The sequence below is a fragment of the Anabaena sp. WFMT genome, assembly GCF_051781005.1.
In the GTDB taxonomy this organism is placed as follows: domain Bacteria; phylum Cyanobacteriota; class Cyanobacteriia; order Cyanobacteriales; family Nostocaceae; genus Anabaena.
The window spans coordinates 39,619-59,622 of the sequence record NZ_JBPWOA010000031.1 but is presented as its reverse complement, the minus strand read 5'-3'; the positions used below and the strand labels follow the sequence as shown (position 1 = coordinate 59,622).

Below are 20,004 nucleotides of genomic sequence, written 5' to 3'. Positions count from 1 at the left end.
TCGTAATTCTTCCTTATCAAAACAGAGTATACCAGGTTTTAAGATGGAAGTCAACAGCTTAACCTCTTAATATGTGAGATTCTTTTCTAGAAATCCTATTACCTATTTGTAGGATGATAAAAGAGAATTCAGTATTAAAGCATCTGTGCGGTGCTGTTGCATTCTCAGGATAGGAAAATAGAGTGTCAATACAAGAACATAAGATAACAGTAGATTCGTTAGAGTGGTATTATCGGGAAGCTGAACCGATTGGTAGAAGTGATTTATTGCCAGTGGTATTGCTACATGGCATAGTTGCCCAAAGTTATAGCTGGAGAAACATTCTACCAGCATTGGCAGCACAAGGAACAAGAGCGATCGCACCCGATTGGATAGGTTACGGCTTTTCTGGTAAACCTGAAAAACGCGATTTCGCTTACACTCCCGACGCATTCATCACAGCATTAGCAGCATTTATTCAAGCTTTAGAATTAGAAAGATTTTCCCTAGTTGTGCAAGGCTATTTAGGTTCCGTTGGGTTACAATATGCCTTGCGTAATTCTGAAAAAATAGCCAACATTGCAATTTTAAACACACCCATTTCCACATCTGCCAAATTACCTTGGAAAATTAAACAAATGGGTTTACCTCTAGCAGGTGAAGTCATGACACAAGATCCTCTTTTAGTTGATAGAACTTTAGAAGCTGGTAGTCGTTACCGTATTGAAGATAACGATTTAGATATTTATCGCAAACCGTATTTAAAGAGTTCTTCATCTGGTCGGGGACTGCTTTCCACAATTAGAAATTTGCAACTAGACCAAGCCATGACAGAAATAGAAACTGGTTTTAAACAATGGCAGAAACCAATTCTAGTTCAATGGGGAATGATTGATCCTTGGCTATCTGTAGATATAGCTGAAAGCTTTGTCAAATCTGTACCAGATGCCGAAATCATCAAACTCAATAACGTGGGACATTATCCCCAAGAACATTATCACGAAACGATTTTACAAGACCTCTTGCCCTTTGTGCGTCGTTCAGAGTCAAATTAAATAGTTGAGAACATGAATATGATGTGTCATTCTGACCGGAGGGAAGAATCTCAATTTTTCATTTCAGAAGATGTTGAAAAACTAGAACATGAATGTGATATGTCATTCTGACCGGAGGGAAGAATCTCCATTTTTCATCATTAGTCAAATTCATGAGATACTAGAACCAACAACTTAGAGACGTTTCATGAAACGTCTCTAATAAAGAATTTTTTGCACACCATACCTTGTAACCAATTTAAAAATCTGAATAAATAAACCTAGTATTTTCAAGAATATGAATCAATATTATGTCTACATAATGAGCAATAAATCAAAAACATTATACACAGGTGTGACTAATGATTTACAACGCAGAATATATGAACACAAACAAAAACTTCTACCAGGGTTTACGCAAAAATATAATATCACTAAGCTCGTATACTATGAAGAAACTTCAGATATTAAAGTAGCTATCGAACGTGAGAAGCAGATAAAAGGATGGTTAAGAGCTAAAAAAATATTACTAATTGAATCTATAAATCCTAATTGGCAAGACTTGAGTATTGAATGGTATGCAGAGTAAATTCCTGTACAATAGATTTGTCATGCTGAGGTACGAAGCATCTCGAAGATTCTTCACTCAGTTCAGAATGACAAAGTAGTTATTGCCATTATGACAAAGAGATGATTGTCATCTCGCTTTACGTAAGCGGTAATTGTCATGCTTCGTACCTCAGCATCTCGAAGATTCTTCACTCCATTCAGAATGACAAAGTGATTATTGCTATCATGATAAAGAGATGATTGTCATCTCGCTTTACGTAAGTGATGACTGTCATGCTGAGGTACGAAGCATCTCGAAGATTCTTCACTCAGTTCAGAATGACAAAGTAGTTATTGCCATTATGACAAAGAGATGATTGGGGAGCATATCAACTTTGTTAGAACAAAAGAACTAAACAGGCTCTAAAGCTTGGCGTTGAGATAAGCACAGCGATGCTTGAGGACTTGAGAGACATTCGATTCATTCCATTGTGCGCCAGAGATTTTTAATCGGCGATCTATCTGTTTGATAGTAGACTCGACGGCACCAGAACCAATAGAACAAATACCCTCGGTTTGATAATAATCATAATTGACAATTCGATGGCGATGAGTTTCCAAATACTGACAGAAATTTTGAGCTTTTTTAGATTGAAGTGGAGATATGAGAGCGAGAGTTTCATCAACTTTTCCTAGCCAAAGAAAAGTTTCCGCAGCTTTGAGTCGCTTGAGAGAACCACCTACTTTATGTAGATTTTCAACAAGATGAAACCAATCTAAAATCTCCCGTCTTTCCCCTGGACAATTAAATTGTCGAATTATCTTCCAAATTCCCGGATGTCCATCACCTAAACAGGTTAATGGATCTGCCAAATGTTGTTGATTTACCCAATCGATTAAAGATTCATTTTCACCCAATCTAGCTACTTTTATTCCTTGGTTAATGCAAATAGCTTTATAGTCTTTCCAGAGGCATGATTCTCCTTTTTGTTCAGTCCTAAGCCTTACCTTTCCACCGTCCACGCTAATTTCTTCTATTTCTTTTTCGTCTCCTATTTCGGGAAACTCATAACGCTGAACGATTCTTTGTTGTGTACTAGCAGAAATCGACATCCCAGTATATTTATAAATATCTTGTGCTGCATTTTCATAGGATACATTTGCACTTGCTCTCAAGCAACATTGCTCTAAATAAGGACTTATTTTTTGATTGTTTTCTAGTTTTAACTTTCGTGCTTGTTTTTCACTGACTGGCAATTCTCCAAGAATGCTTTTTATTATTCTTACTCTTCCCGATGAAGTTCCTGTTGCTTCTTTGAGAAAAAAACCCCTAATTCTGGCGTAATATATTCTAAAGTCTGCGCTCTAATTGTTTTTTCAATTCCTGCTAAACTCTCTAATTCTTCAGTTTTTGCTTCTTGATATAGAATTCCTGCTATGGCTTTGAGATGCTCCTGGAGTTTTTTCTGATTAGCTGGTTCCATGATTGAGTGGGGGATTGATTTCTTCCTTTATTTTCGCTGATTTTTACCCCTACCTGCTAGTTCATCTGTTCTAACAAACTTGAGATGCTCCCGATGATTGTCATCTCGCTTTACGTAAGTGATGACTGTCATGCTGAGGTACGAAGCATCTCGAAGATTCTTCACTTCGTTCAGAATGACAAAGTAATTATTGCCATTATGACAAAGTATTTACAGTTCTTAACCTAATCTGCATCCTTGTCAAGAATTGCCGTAACCTGATAATGAGAGTAAATGCAATCATTTGTAAATTGATTAAGGCAGGTTACAATTCATGGCTTATTCCTGGTTTAAAGCATTTCACATTATTGGGTTTGTTGTTTGGTTTGCTGGCTTATTCTACCTAGTGCGTCTTTTTATCTACCACGTTGAAGCGAACCAAGAACCAGAACCCGCAAAGACGATACTGAAAAACCAGTATCAAATTATGGAAAAGCGTCTCTACCACATTATCACCGTCCCAGGAATGATAGTAACGGTAGCAATGGCTATTGGTATCCTATCCACCAACCCAGATTTATTAAAAGAAACTTGGTTACATTTCAAATTAGGGTTTGTGGGTATTTTACTTGTCTATCATCACTACTGTGGTAGGTTAATGAAACAATTAGCCGCAGATGAATGTAAGTGGAGTGGACAACAATTGCGGGCTTTAAATGAAGCACCTACACTATTACTAGTTGTGATTGTCATGTTGGCTATATTCAAGAATAACCTACCCACAGATATCACTGCTTGGCTGATTTTTGGTTTAGTGATTTTCATGGCTGTGAGTATTCAAATGTACGCCAAAATCCGCAGACGTAATAAAGAGAAGATGATAGCAGAAATGAATCAGGTCAATCAAGTTCCCCAAACACAAAGTTAGTAGGAAATAGGGGCAATAGGAGACTTTATTTTGTCAGATGGGTAGAGCAACAGCAAAACCCATCAAATGCTTCTCTTTAAATAAGCTCTCATGGTCTATGTTTTGGGTCATGTTGTTCATGTATGAATCAGGATTTACAGGATACTTATTAGTTAGGAATAAGTGTAACTACTTACTACTTAGTAAATCTTTCTCTTGCCTTTTCATGAATTTTTCAGCCAGCGCTAACTACCATCTTGGGGAATAATTTCTGTTAGCACTCGCCCTTTAGAATTGCCACCTTTAACAACAATATTTTCTGTTTGCAGATTCCCAATGGCTGTTTCACCCGTGAAATTTAATTGGGGGTCAACTTGACGATAAACTATATTTCCCTGGGCTTCTAGTAGTTTTCTGTCTAAATACCAAGTAAGTTTATTTGATTTTAAAGACTGACGACGTTGCCCTACTGCATTGACATTGCCTGTTAAATAAACTGTTTTTTGTGAGATTTTCATCTCCCCTTGATTTCCAGTGACAGTTACATTTTCAGTCTTGTGAAAAACACGCACAGGGGAATTTGTTTTCACAATCTCTTGGTTAATGTTCCAGGTCATAGAGTTACTAGTTATCTGCATAGATGGGTCTAGTAACTCTAATTGGGCTTTTGGTTGAATAGTAGCAACTTTTGTTTTTAAATTAATTTCTGCTGCATTTCCCTGACCACGATCAGTTATTTTATTATCTTTATAACGGTCAATTTGAATAGGGCGATCACCAATTAATTTCTCTTCTTTGACTTGCCAAATTAAATGCTCTGTTCGCATTTGCAATTGTGGATCATTAGAAGTTGCAACTACTTTCCCAGAAAATTCTACCCGTTGTTCACGAGTTTTTACTCTTGCTTCCTGGGCTGTAGCTTTTAATTGTTTATGATTACCATTTAACTGATTACGAACAATCAATAAATCTTCTTGGGGTCGCCATTCTAATTCATTACCTTGCAAGACTACACCATTGACAGGATCTGTAGCTAGAATTTTACCTCTGAGCAACAGTTGTTTACCATCTTGCTGAATGTCGGCTTTTTCTGCTTTAATTGTGTAAACTACTTTGCCATCTTGGTAAAGTTCGCCATCAGGATTTTCAGCCTCACCAATTTCCTTTTCTTTGGTATATTTTGCTCTAATAGCTTTAACTTTCCAGATAGGTCTGCCTACTTCATCAAATTGTTCTAATGCTACACCAAAGAAAGTCAACTTACTATCTCTATCTTGGTTAGATGCATCTCCTGTATCTGGTTTAGTAGGAGATGGAGTCCCACAGGAAAATAAACCAATGACCAAAAATAAGGTCAAAGGCAGGTAAGACCAATTTTGTGGCAATTTAAAATTTTCCCATAATTTTTCCCATGACCATGAATAGAAGTGGGGGGAGTTGGTTTTACTTCCCCCCTGAAGTTTTGAATTTCTGCTTCCATTCGTCCTGCCTTTTTGATGTTGCATTATTCAGGAATTTCTAGATGTCCTTCACTATCTCGATGCTCATCCAAAAAACCCATACTAGATAAAGGTCGATATGGATAGCTTTGACGGGGTGTTTTTTGGATATCTTCTTTGATGGCTTCTAAATCAATATAGCGATCGCTCACATTAATTAAGCTATCACTAGTCATCGACCGCAAACTCACCACCTCTACCCGGACACCCCGATAGCTGACCGAATTTACAGCATAAGCCAAATCGCCGTCACCGCTAACTAAAACTGCGGTATCATAGGAATCAACAAGCGCCATCATATCAACAGCTATTTCTACGTCCAGGTTAGCTTTTTTTGAGCCATCTGGCAGTTGTACCAAATCCTTAGCAATGACTCGGTAACCATTGCGACGCATCCAGAGCAGAAACCCCTGTTGTTTCTCATTTGTCCGGTCTACACCAGTATAGAAAAAAGCCCGTAACAGCCTTGATCCACCAGTTAACCGACATAAAAGCTTAGTGTAATCAATTTCAATTCCTAATTGTAAAGCCGCATAAAATAAATTTGAGCCATCTATAAATATGGCGACACGACCACGATTTTCTAAAACTTGTTCTGGTGTAAATATTGAGTCGTTTTCCAAATTATTCAACATTGTTCTCATACCTCAGTTTTTATCCCTGTTATTTTTGATAGAAATCACTAATACCATTTTGGATTTTGGTGAAGCAGCGCGATCTTGGGAGTTTCCCCCATGTAGCTTGCTTGGCTGTAGGGGTGCTGCTGTGACACTTCGTGGAGATACGCTAACACCGTTAGGCGTGCCACCCGAAGGGATTGGGAATCGCTTTGTGCATCTAGGTTATGTACATCCCATCTGTCGCCATTTTTTTCTTTCTTGGTATAACTTTTACATACTTCTTAGATTGGCTGATGATAATTTTCCGGGGCTAAATTAAGTTAAGCCCCTATTCAGTCTTTAAAGTCAATCAAAAATTGCAAGTACTAATCGTTTTTTAGTGGTTCTATACGTTTAAAAATTGGTTGGGGTGTACCCAACTGTTGTTTATCTGAAAGTAGACCCCATTGAGCATGGGTAGAAAAAGGAGCAGCAATTGAACTTTCTGGTTGATCGTTAAAGTTTATGCCCCATCCTAGTTGCTGGTAAATATCACTGCTGATATTAGGAATAATTGGAGATAGGAGATAAGCTGCTAGTCTCACAGATTCGAGAACCGTGTACAGCACTGCTTCCACTTCTTCCTGTTTTCCTTGCTTATATAATGACCAAGGAGCTTGTTCATCAATAAACTTGTTGCTGGCTTGTACCAGTGAAAGAACAGCTAGACAAGCTTCACTGAAAGCTGGTGTCTCATAGGCTTGTTTCACCTGCTCCCCTAGACGTAAACCAATCGCTTTTAAAGGATTCTCAGCCGGAATAACTTCTGGAGCAATTGAAGGTACTTTACCAGCGCAGTATTTTTTCACCATGTTCAAGGTGCGATTTAACAAATTACCTAAATCATTTGCCAAATCTGCATTCAGAACATTAATGAACCTAATTTCATTAAAATCTCCATCCTTGCCAAATTCGATTTCCTTAAGGAAGTAATAACGAACGGCATCACTACCATAACTTTGGACTAATGCGATAGGATCAAGGGTATTGCCCAGAGTTTTCCCCATTTTTTGACCATCTTTAGTCAAAAATCCATGGCCAAATACTCGCTCTGGTAAGGGTAAATTAGCTGACATCAGCATTGCTGGCCAGTAAACTGCATGAAAGCGCAATATATCTTTACCTATCAGGTGGAGATTAATTGGCCACCATGTTTTTAAAGCATTGGCTAAAGTTGGTTCTGCATCGGGTTCTAACAATGCGGTGACATAACCAAGTAGCGCGTCAAACCAGACATAAAGAGTATGTTTAGAATCCACGGGTACGGGAAAACCCCAATCTAAGTTCACCCGCGAAATCGAAAAGTCTTGCAAACCTTGACTAACAAAGCTAAGAACTTCATTCCGCCGACTTGCTGGCTGGATAAAATCTGGTCTAGACTGATAAAATTCCTCCAGCTTGGTTTGATACTTGGATAAACGGAAAAAGTAGTTCTGCTCGTCTCGCCACTCTACTGCCTTGGTAGTATGTATGGGGCAACGTTTGCCATCTAGCAGTTCTCGTTCTTCTTTAAATTCTTCACAGGATACGCAGTACCAACCTTTTTGTTGTCCTTGGTAAATATCGCCATTTTCCCAAACTCGCTGAAAGAATTCTTTGACAATTGCTTGATGATTCGCAGCAGTAGTGCGACTAAAGCGATCATATTGAATATTCAGAACCTGCCACAAGTTGAGGAAACTGGGTACTATTTGATCACAAAATTCCTGTGGTGCTTTTCCTAAAGTTTCAGCTGAACGCTGAATTTTTTGCCCATGTTCATCTGTACCCGTAATTAGCAGTACTTGATGTCCCAACAAGCGTTGAAACCTGGCTACTACATCCGCAGCTATTGTTGTATAAGCACTGCCAATATGAGGAACATCGTTTACATAGTATAAAGGTGTTGTCAGTACAAAGGTATTTTTTGTTTTATTCACTAGATTCATGTAAATTAAAAAAACAAATTATTAACAAGAAAAAATTCATGAGTTCCAGGAGTGGCACTTCTGCATTCTGAATTACTTCTTCATACAGTTTTCTTAGTTAATCCCGCAAAACCAAGCAATTATATAACATTGCCACTATTTTTGCCAGCAGCAATTTAATATTAGCAAATTTCTCGACTCCAGAATTTTTTTGTAGTATCTAGAAAATCGGCTAATTTATCGCAAATTTGAGGATAGTAGTTGCTAATAATCATGGTGAAAGCTGTTGGTTCCATTAATTGTTACAAATAGATGTTATAGAAAATACACTAACCTCAATTCAAAAAATATAGCTACCTCTGTTATTTAGACATTTCTAACTTATAGTGCAGCGTGGCGTTAGCCATAGACAGACTAGGCTATGGTAAAGAAATGTAAAAATTACATCAAGAAAAACTAATATTTTTTCAGAAAAAAGATATTAATTAGCTATAAGTCTAACTAGAGGATTAGATATTTTTCATGACTTTTTAGCATTATTTTCAATGCTTATGCTTCACGATTACAGTGTATTTTGGCAGGAATTTTCTCATTTGGTATGGCGGGCTAATTTAGCGTAATTTGGCTGTTTTTCTAGTAGGGATCTTTCCCTAAAAAAGGTAATTATTGGTAATTTTTTCATCAGGATATTAAGTGTATTATACCCTTCAGGTTTTAAGGATGAATGGCTAAAGCTACGGTCAGCTATTTCCAATTACCAATTATCTATCTTGAGTGAATTTGTGAAGGGTCGATGAAGTGCTTTCACTTATTTCTATATAATTCATTGAAACTTTACTTAATTCTGTAATCAGGGTTTCAGAGTTGGCTATTTTTTGTCTAGAAAAGTTGATTTTTGTGATTTGAGGTGGCTATGCTGGAGGCAAAAGGCAGAAATTATTGAATGAAAGGATTTTGGATTGTATTTGTTCATGTCCAATCTAAACTTTTTTTCCTCCTCATCTCCCCATCTCCCCATCAGCGCAAGTGAAAGTGTAGAGTTAAACAAGGTCAATAAATAAAGATATACACCTTGGTAAAATGGCAGACGTTGAACTTAAACCTTGTTTCCTGACTCCCAAACGCATACAACCAGAATACCCGCTGTTTGTCTATTTACCAGGAATGGATGGAAGTGGTCAACTGTTGCGATCGCAAACTGCCGGTTTAGAAATTGGCTTTGATGTCCGTTGTTTGGCGATCCCCAGACAAGACCTCACCACGTGGGAGGTGCTAACGAAGAACGTTTTAGACTTGATTCACGCGGAATTGGAAAAAAGCTGCCACCGTCCAGTTTACTTATGTGGGGAGTCTTTTGGCGGTTGTTTGGCCATGAAAGTCGCTATCCAATCACCACATTTATTTAAACGCATTATTTTAATTAATCCAGCTTCAGCGTTTCAACTGCGTCCTTGGCTGAACTCATTATCGCAACTAACTGACTTCGTTCCATCATGGTTTTATGATGTTGGTGCATTGGGATTATTACCATTTCTAGCATCGTTATCCCGTATGTCTAGTAGCGATCGCCATGAACTACTCAGAACTATGCGTTCTCTCCCCGCAGAAACGGTAAATTGGCGTTTGTCGTTATTGCGGGAGTTTCAAGTGGAAGAGGAAAGATTGCAAAAACTGAAGCAACAGGTTTTACTTATTGCTGGAGGGAGCGATCGCTTGTTACCTTCTGTGAGTGAGGTAGAACGGTTAGATAATATTTTATCCAATCCCAAGAAAGTGATGCTCCCTGATAGTGGACACGCCTGTTTGTTAGAGGAAAATGTCAATCTGTATGAAATTCTTAAAGATAATGAATTTGTAGAAACTGTAAAACACAGTCATGTTACTAAAATTTAAGATATTGAGTCGGCTCAACGCTAGTTGGTTAAGGGATAAAGGGGAAGATAAAATCCCTAACTTTTCCCCAAACCAACTAAAAAGTTTTATTCTGATTCTGGCAAATTAGAGTTAATTAGCTGTTGAAACTCTTCCAAAGAATTAACGCTAATTGTTGATACAAGGAGTTGCTCTGACAAAGATATATCATCAACTTGATTAATTTTTTCAACTAGATTTTCCGGAATATTACCAAACCGGACTTGCAAAAGTTTGATAATATCTTGTTTTCGAGTTCTTTCTATTGCTCGTCTTTCAATATTAGTTAATAAGGGCATTTTTCGTTCCTCCTGATAATTAGCTAATCTTTCTTCAAAACTTGATTGTAGTTCTTCAGATAAAGCCATCATTAAATCAATGACTTTATACAAATCAGCAATTTCTTTACGGTTATAGCCTCTTTCATAAAGTAACCGGGCTAAATTCCATTTCCACTGCTCTCTGGCTGATAAATTGCTCGTAGTGGCTTTGGTCTTTAAATGTGCCATTACTACTATAGCAAAAACATTATTATTTTGCTCCAGGTCTTCCCACTGATAATCTAGGAGTTTCACAATAGAAAAGTTAAAAAGCAGTTGACCAAATAATTACTAATTCGTAATTCGTAATTCGTAATTAAAGAGGGTACAAGCCCCCACTAAATCCAAGATTTAGTGGTCTACGATCAGTGGTAGGTTCAAGCCTCCACTGATTGCAATTACGAATTACGAATTATCAATTACGAATTATTTTGACTTTGTACTTCTACATGAATTAAGATCCAAAGTTCTTGATTATCTAATAACCACACTTGGAATAATTTATCAGCGTGGCGATTTTCTGTTTCCGCAGATGCGGTAATCTGTTCTAATTCTTTATCTAGAGAAATGGGTTTTTTCGTCCAATCAATTTGTTGATGAAGTTCTGGATAAAAGAAAGTTATAAATGACTCAAAATAGTCTCCTATTGCTTCTTTTCATGTTTCATCATAGTTGGCTGTGATTTCGGTCATGGTGCAAAAAAGTTGTAAATATTTTATACCCAGGTAATACTAAAGATATTCCTGCATTACTGTGAATCTTACCTGGATATCTATAAGGTTGATCATCAGGAATAGCACCACCGATGCGAATATGTATTCCTGGTAGCCATAAGTATAATCCAGGAATCAATAAGTCCATACTGTAAGCAATTTCTCTCATCGCTTCATTTTCACCAAGAGAATTATTGCTGGAAAAGCTCAACTTGGCGTTTGTGATGTTCAACATTATGTTTTCAATCTCCAATAGAGATTTTGCCAATAGTGAGGATCGGTTAGTTTCAATCCCTAATAGAGATTATCTTAACAGGAGTCCCCACACCCTGGAAATTTTGAGCAATACTGGTACAAGTAAGGAAAGTTTACAGAACATTACAAAAATGACGATTCAACCTACAAATACAGCTTTATTAGATTGGACAGGTGATACTTTAGCGATCGCTTTATTTGAAGATGCAGTAGAGTTAACAGGTGATTTGGCGACTCTAGATGAGAAATGCGGCGGAATTTTAAAAGAACTCATTGCTGAAGAAGAATTTACTGGTAAACTCAATAGCACCATTGTGATGCGGGCTGGTGCTGGTCATCCAGTGCGGAAGGTGATTTTAGTCGGTTTAGGTAAACCAGAGGCGCTGAAACTAGAAACTTTACGCCGTGTTGCAGCTACAGTGGCGCGAACTGCTAAAAAGCAAAAAACCAAAACTCTGGGGATGAGTTTACCTGTGTGGAATAATGATGCAGCTGCTACGGCTCAAGCAATTGCTGAAGGTACGCAACTAGCACTTTACCAAGATACGCGCTTTAAATCAGAGCCGGAAGATAAAACTCCCCAAATCGAAACTATTGATTTACTGGGATTAGGGGGACAAGAAGCAGCTATTACCCGTGCAGATCAAATTGTTTCTGGGGTAATTTTGGCTAGACAGTTAGTAGCAGCCCCAGCTAATGCGGTGACACCAATTACTATGGCAGAAACTGCGATCGCGATCGCTAAAGATTACGGTTTAGAAATCCAAATCCTGGAAAAAGAAGAATGTGAAAAACTAGGTATGGGTGCATTTTTAGGAGTCGCCCAAGCTTCTGATTTACCACCAAAATTTATTCACCTCACCTACAAACCAGCGGGAACACCAAAACGCAAATTAGCAATTATCGGTAAAGGTGTAACCTTTGATTCTGGCGGACTTAACATTAAAGGTGCAGGTAGCGGCATCGAAACCATGAAAATGGATATGGGTGGTGCAGCAGCTACTCTTGGTGCAGCTAAAGCCATTGGTCAGTTAAAACCAGATGTGGAAGTTCACTTTATTTCTGCCGTTACGGAAAACATGATTAGCGGTCGCGCTATGCGCCCAGGAGACATCTTAACTGCTTCTAACGGCAAAACAATCGAAGTCAACAACACCGATGCAGAAGGGCGTTTAACCCTCGCTGATGCCTTGGTTTATGCTGATAAATTGGGAGTAGATGCGATCGTTGATTTAGCCACTCTCACCGGTGCTTGTGTAGTTGCGTTGGGTGACGATATCGCCGGTTTATTTACACCTGATGACGCTGTAGCTTCCCAACTGCAAACAGCCTCTGAAGCTGGCGGTGAAAAAATTTGGCGGATGCCAATGGAAGACAAATATTTTGACGGGTTGAAATCTGGTATTGCCGATATGAAAAACACAGGCCCCCGTTATGGTGGTTCTATTACTGCGGCTTTATTTCTCAAACAGTTTGTTAAGGATACCCCTTGGGCGCATTTAGATATTGCTGGGCCAGTGTGGGCAGATAAGGAAAATGGCTACAACGGTGCAGGTGCAACCGGTTTTGGTGTGAGAACTTTGGTTAGTTGGGTGTTGAGTTAGTTTAATTTCACCAAAACAGGGCGGGGTTTCCCCGTCCCTACGGTTTGTCCTTGGGAACTAGATAAAAGTGCGATCGCATGACTGTTCGCATCGCTCACTTATATTTATTTATGAAAATCGCCCTTTTGATATCATAGATTTACCAATAATTGAACAGCTACGGTTATTAGCTACCGCACAGTTATAAGTATTGTGAGAAAAGTTTTTAGATTTTTCAGAAATATCCGATTTGGTCACTTGGTTAGAAGCACAAACTCCAAGAATTTGATAGGCTTTTGGAAGTAACCATTTTTTATTACTATTTAGATAAATCGACGAGTTTTCCAGGGTACAGCCTACCAAAAATTAATGTTTGCTCTGTAACTCCTGTGGAGACGTTATACCTAATCTTTTTAAAACCAGAAATAATGTCTATCTTCATGAAAAAAATGTGGTGAAGAAATAAGCGTTTGTAATAATTGATGCCATACAGTAGTCAGATTACTGAATAGTTGTGCAAAATCCCCTAATTTAATTAACTGCTTTATGCCTATTAATAAAACGAGTTTTCATAGATGGATGTTTATATACTTCGCTTAGTTGCAGAAAAATATAGTTCCCTATGCCTTTTTTGGGAATTTTGAATTTTTAAGTATTGCAATCTGATAAAATTTGTAAGGTTTCTTTGAGCTAGGAGCAATGGGATCGACTGGTGTAAGGATCGCAATTGACGCTATGGGAGGGGATCACGCACCCAACGAAATCGTCGCTGGCGCACTGCGGGCGCGGGAAGAATTGGGTGTGAAAATCTTGTTGGTAGGTGATCCCCAACAAATTGAAGCTGCTATGCCGCCAAAAACAAATATGGTGGATTTAGAGATTGTTTCTGCTGAGGAAGCGATCGCTATGGATGAGGAACCTTTAAATGCAGTTAGACGCAAACGCAAGGCTTCCATCAATGTAGCAATGGATTTAGTCAAAAAACAGCAAGCAGATGCTGTATTCTCTGCCGGTCACTCTGGGGCAGCAATGGCATCAGCTTTGCTCCGCTTAGGAAGACTGCCAGGAATTGACCGTCCAGCTATTGGCACAGTATTTCCGACAATCAAAGCAGGTAAGCCAGTATTGATACTTGATGTCGGCGCTAATGTAGACTGTCGTCCTAAATTTTTAGAGCAGTTTGCGGTGATGGGGTCGATTTATAGTCAGTATGTTTTGGGGACAGAAGAACCCAAAATAGGTTTATTGAATATCGGCGAAGAAGACACCAAGGGCAATGAAGTCGTTCTCCGCGCCCACCAAATGTTAAAGGAAAATACCCAAATTAATTTTACTGGTAATGCTGAAGGGCGTGATATTTTATCCGGTGAGTTTGATGTAATTGTCTGCGATGGCTTTGTCGGTAATGTAGTATTAAAATTTGCCGAAGCAGTGGGAGGAGTAATTCTACAAATTCTGCGCGAAGAATTACCCCAAGGACTACACGGTCAAATTGGGACGGCAATTTTAAAACCCAACCTCAAGCGTGTTAAACAGCGCATGGATCACGCTGAACATGGTGGTGCTTTACTTTTAGGCGTAGACGGAATTTGTTTTATCGGTCACGGTAGTTCTCAAGCGCCTTCAATTTTTAGTGCTATTCGCATGGCTAAAGAAGCTGTAGATAATCAGGTACTGCAAAGACTTCAGTCCCAATATCAAATCCTACAGAGTGAAAGCGATTAGCTGAAGAGTTATTTGTCATTAGTCATTTGTCATTTATGCTGGTAAAAACTACAACTGATTTATGACAACTGACAATTGACAAAAATACTGATAGCTGGGGAGATTAGGAGTGCCAATGTTTAACGGTATAGCAATTACAGGCAGTGGCTCGGCAGTACCAGCAACTACCTTAGATAATAAATTACTAACTCAACTGGTAGAAACATCAGATGAGTGGATTACTACAAGAACAGGAATTAGTCAACGGCGGTTAGCTTTGCCACCAGAGTCATTAAGTGTACTTGCTACCACTGCTGGTAGGCAGGCTATTGCAGCCGCAGGGATTAAAGCAGAGGATATTGATTTAATTTTACTGGCAACCTCTACCCCTGATGATTTATTTGGTAGTGCTTGCCGAATTCAAGCTGAATTAGGTGCAATTAAAGCAGTTGCTTTTGATTTAACAGCAGCTTGTTCCGGCTTTGTATTTGGACTAGTCACAGCAGCCCAATATATCAGAACAGGTGTCTATCAGAATGTACTCCTGATTGGGGGCGATATCCTCTCTCGTTGGGTAGATTGGCAAGACCGACGCACTTGTATATTGTTCGGTGATGGTGCAGGGGCAGTAGTGTTGCAAGCTAATAAGAGCGATCGCTTATTAGGATTTTCTTTGAAAAGTGATGGCACTCAAAATCATTACCTCAACCTTGCTTATGAAGGTTCTACTCAAGAATTGAGTCCAGGTATCAATGTCACCAAAGGAACTTACCAACCCATCAGCATGAACGGCAAAGAAGTTTACCGCTTTGCAGTCCAAAAAGTGCCAGAAGTTATAGACAAAGCCTTATTTGCAGCTAATCTCACCGTTGATCATATAGATTGGCTCGTATTACATCAAGCAAATCAGCGGATTATTAATGCCGTAGCTGAACGTTTAAATATTCCAGCACATAAATTAATAAGTAACGTCGCCAACTATGGCAACACCTCAGCAGCTTCTATTCCCCTAGCATTAGATGAAGCAGTGCGAGAAGGAAAAATTAAACCCAATGATATCATTGCTACCTCAGGCTTTGGAGCAGGTCTAAGCTGGGGTGCTGCAATTTTTCAATGGGGAAGATAGGGATTAGGAAGAGGCAGGGGGCAGGTCAGTACAGAGTGATGAGTAACGAGTAATGAGTAGGAACGAGAATCAACCACTCGGTACTCGGTACTCAGCAATTACCAATTACCAATTACCAATTACCGTTTATCAATGACTAAAACTGCATGGGTGTTTCCCGGACAAGGTTCGCAAACCTTGGGTATGGGAATGGATCTACTAGAAATACCATCTGCTCAAGAAAAATTTGCCCAAGCTGAGGAAATTTTGGGCTGGTCTGTTATAGATATTTGTAAAAATGACGAAGCAAAACTATCACGCACACTTTATACCCAACCTATTCTTTACGTAATAGAAAGTATTCTCGCTGATTTATTAAGAGAAAAGGGACAAAAACCGGATGTTGTTGCTGGTCATAGTTTGGGAGAATACATAGCTCTTTATGTTGCTTGTGTTTTTGATTGGTCTACTGGTTTGCACTTAGTGAAACGTCGAGCAGAAATTATGGATAGTTCCGCCGGTGGCATGATGGCAGCACTAATGAACTTTGACCGAGAACAATTAGAAAAAGTCATTAACGATACACCAGATGTAGTTTTAGCAAATGATAACAGTCCGGCTCAAGTCGTCATTTCTGGGACTCCAGATGGTGTCCAAGCTGTTATGTCGCAAGTCAAAGCCAAACGTGCCATTCCCTTAAAAGTTTCAGGTGCATTTCATTCACATTTAATGAAAGCTGCTTCCACAGAATTCCAAGAAATTCTCGACTCAGTAATTTTTCAGTCAGCCGTTGTCCCAATTTTGTCTAATGTCGAACCGGTTCCCGCTGTGGATGCTGATATAATAAAACAGCGCCTCTCCCAACAAATGACAGGTTCAGTCAGGTGGCGAGAAATTTCTCTGCAATTACCAGAAAATGGGATTGAGCGAGTTGTAGAAATTGGTCCTGGTAATGTTTTAACAGGTTTAATTAAACGCACTACGGCTGGCTTAGTTTTAGAAAATGTTCGTAATGCTGGGGAGTTGCCTGAATAGGTAATGGGAGCAAATTAATTCAAAATTAAAGAAGTCATTTTATAGATAACTTTGGCAATGTAAACAGGTTATGTTGCTTTTTTTTGCTGTTTAAAGATTTACTTTATGAATTGTTTTTTAATTTATCTCCAGTGATTTGTTAAGGGTTTCGGTAAGATAACGCCAAAAAGATCAACCTGACACTTACTTCCTTAAAATTTCTCAAAAAATGGCGTAATAACCCTTCAAATAAAACTAATAACATTCATGAATACTGTTGATCAAAAAATTTGGATGACGCAAGCAGACTATGCAAAAAAGCTGCGTCCTTTACTTCCAGCAGAGGCATTTTTACCTGATACAAATAAAGTCTGGATTTTGTTAATTAATTTAGCAATTTTGATGCTGGGTTGGGGGATTGCAAATCACCTTGATGACTGGAATTGGTATTTGCTCTGGCTCTATTTGCCACTAGCATTAGTGATGGGTAATAGTGTCATTGTTCTCCTTTTTAGCACTCACGATTTGCTACACAGCCGCACGATTAAAAATCCCTGGTTGAGACGCGTGATTAGTCTATTGGGATTAACAATGTTATGGATGCCTCCTACTTTATGGAAGGCAGTACACAATCGAGAGCATCACAATAAGACCAATTCTTTGCAAGATCCAGATCGCAATTATTTAGACAACCAACCCAAAACTTGGGGTAAATGGATTCAGAATGCTTTTGTACCATCGGCTGAGGTGAATCCTATCTTATTGGTAATAGGAATGGGTCATGCTTGGGGAGTTCACGCGTTTCGTAACTTGACTTCAGTGTTGTTGTTTAACAATGGTAAAGCCCAATATCCTGTGGTGGCTTTTACGGTTAGCGGGAAAGAACGACGGGCAATCGCTCTAGAATTATTAATTATTGTGGGAATCCATGCGAGCATCTTAACTTACCTGGAATTCCATCCCATCAAACTTCTTTTGGGCTACTTTTTACCCATTTGGATAGGCTATGCAGGTCTGATATTTTATATCTATACGAATCATCTGTTGTGTCAAATGACAAGTATCAATGATGTGCTGATCAATAGTCTCTCTATTAGAGTTCCCAAACTATTTGATCTATTACATTTCAACTTTTCTTATCATACTGAACATCACATTTTTCCCGGCATAAATTCCGATTATGCGCCAATGGTGCAAGCATTATTGCAAACACATTACCCTGAGCGTTTCAATTTGTTGAATGCTGGCAAAGCGTGGCAATTGATGCTACAAACACCCCGACATTACAAAGATGATAATACTTTTACAGACTGGTCTGGAAACAAGTCCGTAGATTGTCTAATCTCAGGTACAAATTCTCTAAGCGATGATAGTTTTGCTAAATAATGCCGTTGACTGATGAAAAGCGATCGCGATCGCTTATCCTAGACCTTAGTCTCATTTGAATTATCCTCCGTGACCAGAGAACGCGAACCTTTTATCAGTCTGGCACTTTACTACGCTTTTAAGTGGTCAGTAGTAAGTCCCTTGCTGCATACTTACTTTCAGATCAAGATTTATGGCGTGGAAAACGTCCCCCAAACTGGGCCGTTGCTAGTAGCCAGCAATCATGCTAGTTACTTTGACCCACCAATTGTTTCTAATTGTGTACGTCGTCCCGTAGCGTACATGGCTAAGGAAGAATTGTTCAAAGTGCCAGTTTTAGCACAAGCAATTAAATTGTACGGTGCTTATCCCGTTAGTCGAGGTAGTGCTGACCGTGCTGCTATTCGTGCTGCTCTAGAATGTCTTGATAATGGCTGGGCTGTAGGTGTTTTTTTAGAAGGCACTCGCACTCCAGATGGTCGCATTACTGACCCTAAACGAGGTGCAGCACTACTAGCAGGAAAAGCAAAAGTACCTTTTTTACCCGTGAGTTTATGGGGTACTGACAAGATTTTACAACCAGGTTCATCCCTTCCCCGTTCAGTTCCCATTACTGTCAGAATTGGTAAACTAATTGATGCTCCTAGTTCTACTACTAAACAAGAATTAGAAGCGATGACACAAAAATGTGCGACTGTAATTAATGAAATGCACGATTTAGGGCGATAATAGCAATTTTAGATTTTGGATCATGAATTGTAATAGTGCAGACAATATTTATCCACTAAGGAATATGCTTTAAGGATGTAGCGAACAATTCTGCAATTGTATATATTTGAACTTCAGCACTATAGTTAGAAGAGTTGAGAAAACAATTGCCACAGATAAAGCTTGCAAAATCTGATTCTGTGAGTGTTTGACAATCTCAAATATCAAATCCAAAATCTAAAATTGATATGAGTGGCTTTGAAGCCAAGAATTTATGGCAGAGACTAAATAATTTAGTCTTAGTTCGCTTTTTACTTTTAGTTGCTTCTGGTTGGGCTATTGTCCAACTTTTGGATTATTTTCAAGCAGTGATTGTGGTTTTTTCATTCGCTGCAATTTTGGCTTTTTTACTCAACTATCCTGTATACTTTCTCCGGCGTTTTTTACCTCATGCTGTAGCTGTTATTGTAGTTTTTTTACTCGGCATTATGATACTGGGGGTACTAATTATTACTGTAGGTTTAACAGTTTTATCCCAAGGACAACAATTAATTGATAGTATTTCAAATTTTTTAACTTCCTTAGTTCCTTTGATAGAAAGAATAGAAGAATTTCTACAAACTCGTAATTTACAAATAGATTTAAGTGTAATTGAAACTCAACTTCGTAATCAAGCTGTATCAACACTGGTTACAACTCTAGCTATTTTACAAGGTATACTAACTAATTTTATTACTTTTATCTTTATTGCTGTTATCGCTTTTTTCATGTTACTTGATGGACAAAAACTATGGAATTTTATCATTAAAATAGTTCCACCAAATCGCCGTCAAAGATTTACCGATATCATCAGACGCAGTTTTTTAGGTTTTTTTCGCGGTCAGTTATTATTAACTTTGTTTTTGACAAGTTCAACCTTTATAGTTTTCTTATGTTTTAACGTCCCCTTTGCTTTACTGCTATCTTTAATAGTAGGCATTTTAGATATGATTCCAGGCATAGGTGCAACATTAGGAGTGGCGACAATTACCTTAATTGTTTTAGCGCAAAATCCTTGGTTAGCGTTAAAAGTATTGATAGCTTGTGTGATTCTCCAGCAAATTCAAGATAACTTAATTGCTCCAAGAGTTATGCAAGGAACAATGAATTTAAACCCTGTAGTAGTGTTTTTCTCTTTATTAGTTGGTGCTAGGGTGGCAGGTTTGCTTGGTATTTTTATTTCTATTCCTATTGCGGGAATAATTGTAGCTTTATTGGAAATTGAAGAAATGCAATCAGAAAATTAGCTACTGGCAATTAATGAGAATTTCTCATAATTTATTTATGACT

17 protein-coding genes and 1 pseudogene are annotated in these 20,004 nt (G+C 38.5%); 12 read left to right on the top strand and 6 right to left on the bottom strand.

Annotated features, from left to right (window positions below; all coding sequences use genetic code 11):
• Positions 1 to 182: 182 nt before the first annotated feature.
• Complete coding sequence (locus tag ACSQ6I_RS19955) at positions 183 to 1,034, top strand: alpha/beta fold hydrolase (protein WP_438892034.1); 852 nt, start codon at positions 183 to 185, stop codon at positions 1,032 to 1,034.
• Between the two features lie 277 nt (positions 1,035 to 1,311).
• Positions 1,312 to 1,602 (top strand): GIY-YIG nuclease family protein, encoded by a 291-nt coding sequence (locus ACSQ6I_RS19950; RefSeq protein WP_438892033.1) that lies wholly within the window; start codon positions 1,312 to 1,314, stop codon positions 1,600 to 1,602.
• 383 nt (positions 1,603 to 1,985) lie between these two features.
• On the opposite strand, the gene ACSQ6I_RS19945 is transcribed toward ACSQ6I_RS19950, so the two are convergent.
• Positions 1,986 to 3,046 (bottom strand): ISKra4 family transposase gene (locus ACSQ6I_RS19945; protein WP_438892032.1). Its coding sequence is split into 2 segments (ribosomal slippage): positions 1,986 to 2,890 and positions 2,890 to 3,046, totalling 1,062 coding nucleotides; the frame shifts between segments, so codons are not numbered across the junction.
• A gap of 313 nt (positions 3,047 to 3,359) precedes the next feature.
• Between ACSQ6I_RS19945 and hemJ the strand changes: the two genes are divergently transcribed.
• A complete protein-coding gene (gene hemJ / locus ACSQ6I_RS19940) occupies positions 3,360 to 3,953 on the top strand; it encodes a protoporphyrinogen oxidase HemJ (protein WP_438892031.1) in 594 nt (197 codons plus the stop codon).
• 224 nt (positions 3,954 to 4,177) lie between these two features.
• On the opposite strand, the gene lptC is transcribed toward hemJ, so the two are convergent.
• Positions 4,178 to 5,437: an LPS export ABC transporter periplasmic protein LptC gene (gene lptC, locus ACSQ6I_RS19935; protein ID WP_438892030.1), complete on the bottom strand. Its 1,260-nt coding sequence runs from the start codon at positions 5,435 to 5,437 to the stop codon at positions 4,178 to 4,180.
• Positions 5,437 to 6,066: a LabA-like NYN domain-containing protein gene (locus tag ACSQ6I_RS19930; protein WP_015217118.1), complete on the bottom strand. Its 630-nt coding sequence runs from the start codon at positions 6,064 to 6,066 to the stop codon at positions 5,437 to 5,439. Before ACSQ6I_RS19930 ends, lptC begins: the two co-directional genes overlap by 1 nt.
• Before the next feature lie 34 nt (positions 6,067 to 6,100).
• On the opposite strand from ACSQ6I_RS19930, the gene ACSQ6I_RS19925 reads away from it, so the two are divergent.
• A complete protein-coding gene (locus tag ACSQ6I_RS19925; protein WP_438892029.1) occupies positions 6,101 to 6,370 on the top strand; it encodes a hypothetical protein in 270 nt (89 codons plus the stop codon).
• A 46-nt stretch (positions 6,371 to 6,416) separates the two neighbouring features.
• Here ACSQ6I_RS19925 and metG read toward each other — a convergent pair whose 3' ends face one another.
• Complete coding sequence (gene metG / locus ACSQ6I_RS19920; protein ID WP_438892028.1) at positions 6,417 to 8,018, bottom strand: methionine--tRNA ligase; 1,602 nt, start codon at positions 8,016 to 8,018, stop codon at positions 6,417 to 6,419.
• A 1,059-nt stretch (positions 8,019 to 9,077) separates the two neighbouring features.
• Between metG and ACSQ6I_RS19915 the strand changes: the two genes are divergently transcribed.
• A complete protein-coding gene (locus ACSQ6I_RS19915) occupies positions 9,078 to 9,890 on the top strand; it encodes an alpha/beta fold hydrolase (RefSeq protein WP_438892027.1) in 813 nt (270 codons plus the stop codon).
• A gap of 86 nt (positions 9,891 to 9,976) precedes the next feature.
• Here the strand turns inward: ACSQ6I_RS19915 and ACSQ6I_RS19910 are convergent.
• A pseudogene (locus ACSQ6I_RS19910) lies at positions 9,977 to 10,875 on the bottom strand (hypothetical protein).
• Positions 10,876 to 10,894: 19 nt separating this feature from the next.
• Positions 10,895 to 11,176: a hypothetical protein gene (locus ACSQ6I_RS19905; protein ID WP_438892026.1), complete on the bottom strand. Its 282-nt coding sequence runs from the start codon at positions 11,174 to 11,176 to the stop codon at positions 10,895 to 10,897.
• 151 nt (positions 11,177 to 11,327) lie between these two features.
• On the opposite strand from ACSQ6I_RS19905, the gene ACSQ6I_RS19900 reads away from it, so the two are divergent.
• From ACSQ6I_RS19900 to ACSQ6I_RS19870, 7 genes are all read left to right on the top strand, one after another.
• Positions 11,328 to 12,800 (top strand): leucyl aminopeptidase, encoded by a 1,473-nt coding sequence (locus ACSQ6I_RS19900; RefSeq protein ID WP_438892025.1) that lies wholly within the window; start codon positions 11,328 to 11,330, stop codon positions 12,798 to 12,800.
• Positions 12,801 to 13,478: 678 nt separating this feature from the next.
• Entirely contained in the window at positions 13,479 to 14,504 is a 1,026-nt protein-coding gene (plsX, locus tag ACSQ6I_RS19895) for a phosphate acyltransferase PlsX (protein WP_438892024.1), read from the top strand.
• A 115-nt stretch (positions 14,505 to 14,619) separates the two neighbouring features.
• Positions 14,620 to 15,609 (top strand): beta-ketoacyl-ACP synthase III, encoded by a 990-nt coding sequence (locus ACSQ6I_RS19890; protein WP_438892023.1) that lies wholly within the window; start codon positions 14,620 to 14,622, stop codon positions 15,607 to 15,609.
• A gap of 132 nt (positions 15,610 to 15,741) precedes the next feature.
• Positions 15,742 to 16,623, top strand: a complete 882-nt coding sequence (fabD, locus tag ACSQ6I_RS19885; protein WP_438892022.1) for an ACP S-malonyltransferase — start codon at positions 15,742 to 15,744, stop codon at positions 16,621 to 16,623.
• Between the two features lie 246 nt (positions 16,624 to 16,869).
• A complete protein-coding gene (locus tag ACSQ6I_RS19880; RefSeq protein WP_438892021.1) occupies positions 16,870 to 17,988 on the top strand; it encodes a fatty acid desaturase family protein in 1,119 nt (372 codons plus the stop codon).
• Between the two features lie 69 nt (positions 17,989 to 18,057).
• On the top strand, positions 18,058 to 18,696 hold the full coding sequence (locus ACSQ6I_RS19875) for a lysophospholipid acyltransferase family protein (protein ID WP_438892020.1): 639 nt from the start codon (positions 18,058 to 18,060) through the stop codon (positions 18,694 to 18,696).
• A gap of 227 nt (positions 18,697 to 18,923) precedes the next feature.
• Positions 18,924 to 19,961: an AI-2E family transporter gene (locus ACSQ6I_RS19870; RefSeq protein WP_438892019.1), complete on the top strand. Its 1,038-nt coding sequence runs from the start codon at positions 18,924 to 18,926 to the stop codon at positions 19,959 to 19,961.
• Positions 19,962 to 20,004: the final 43 nt, after the last annotated feature.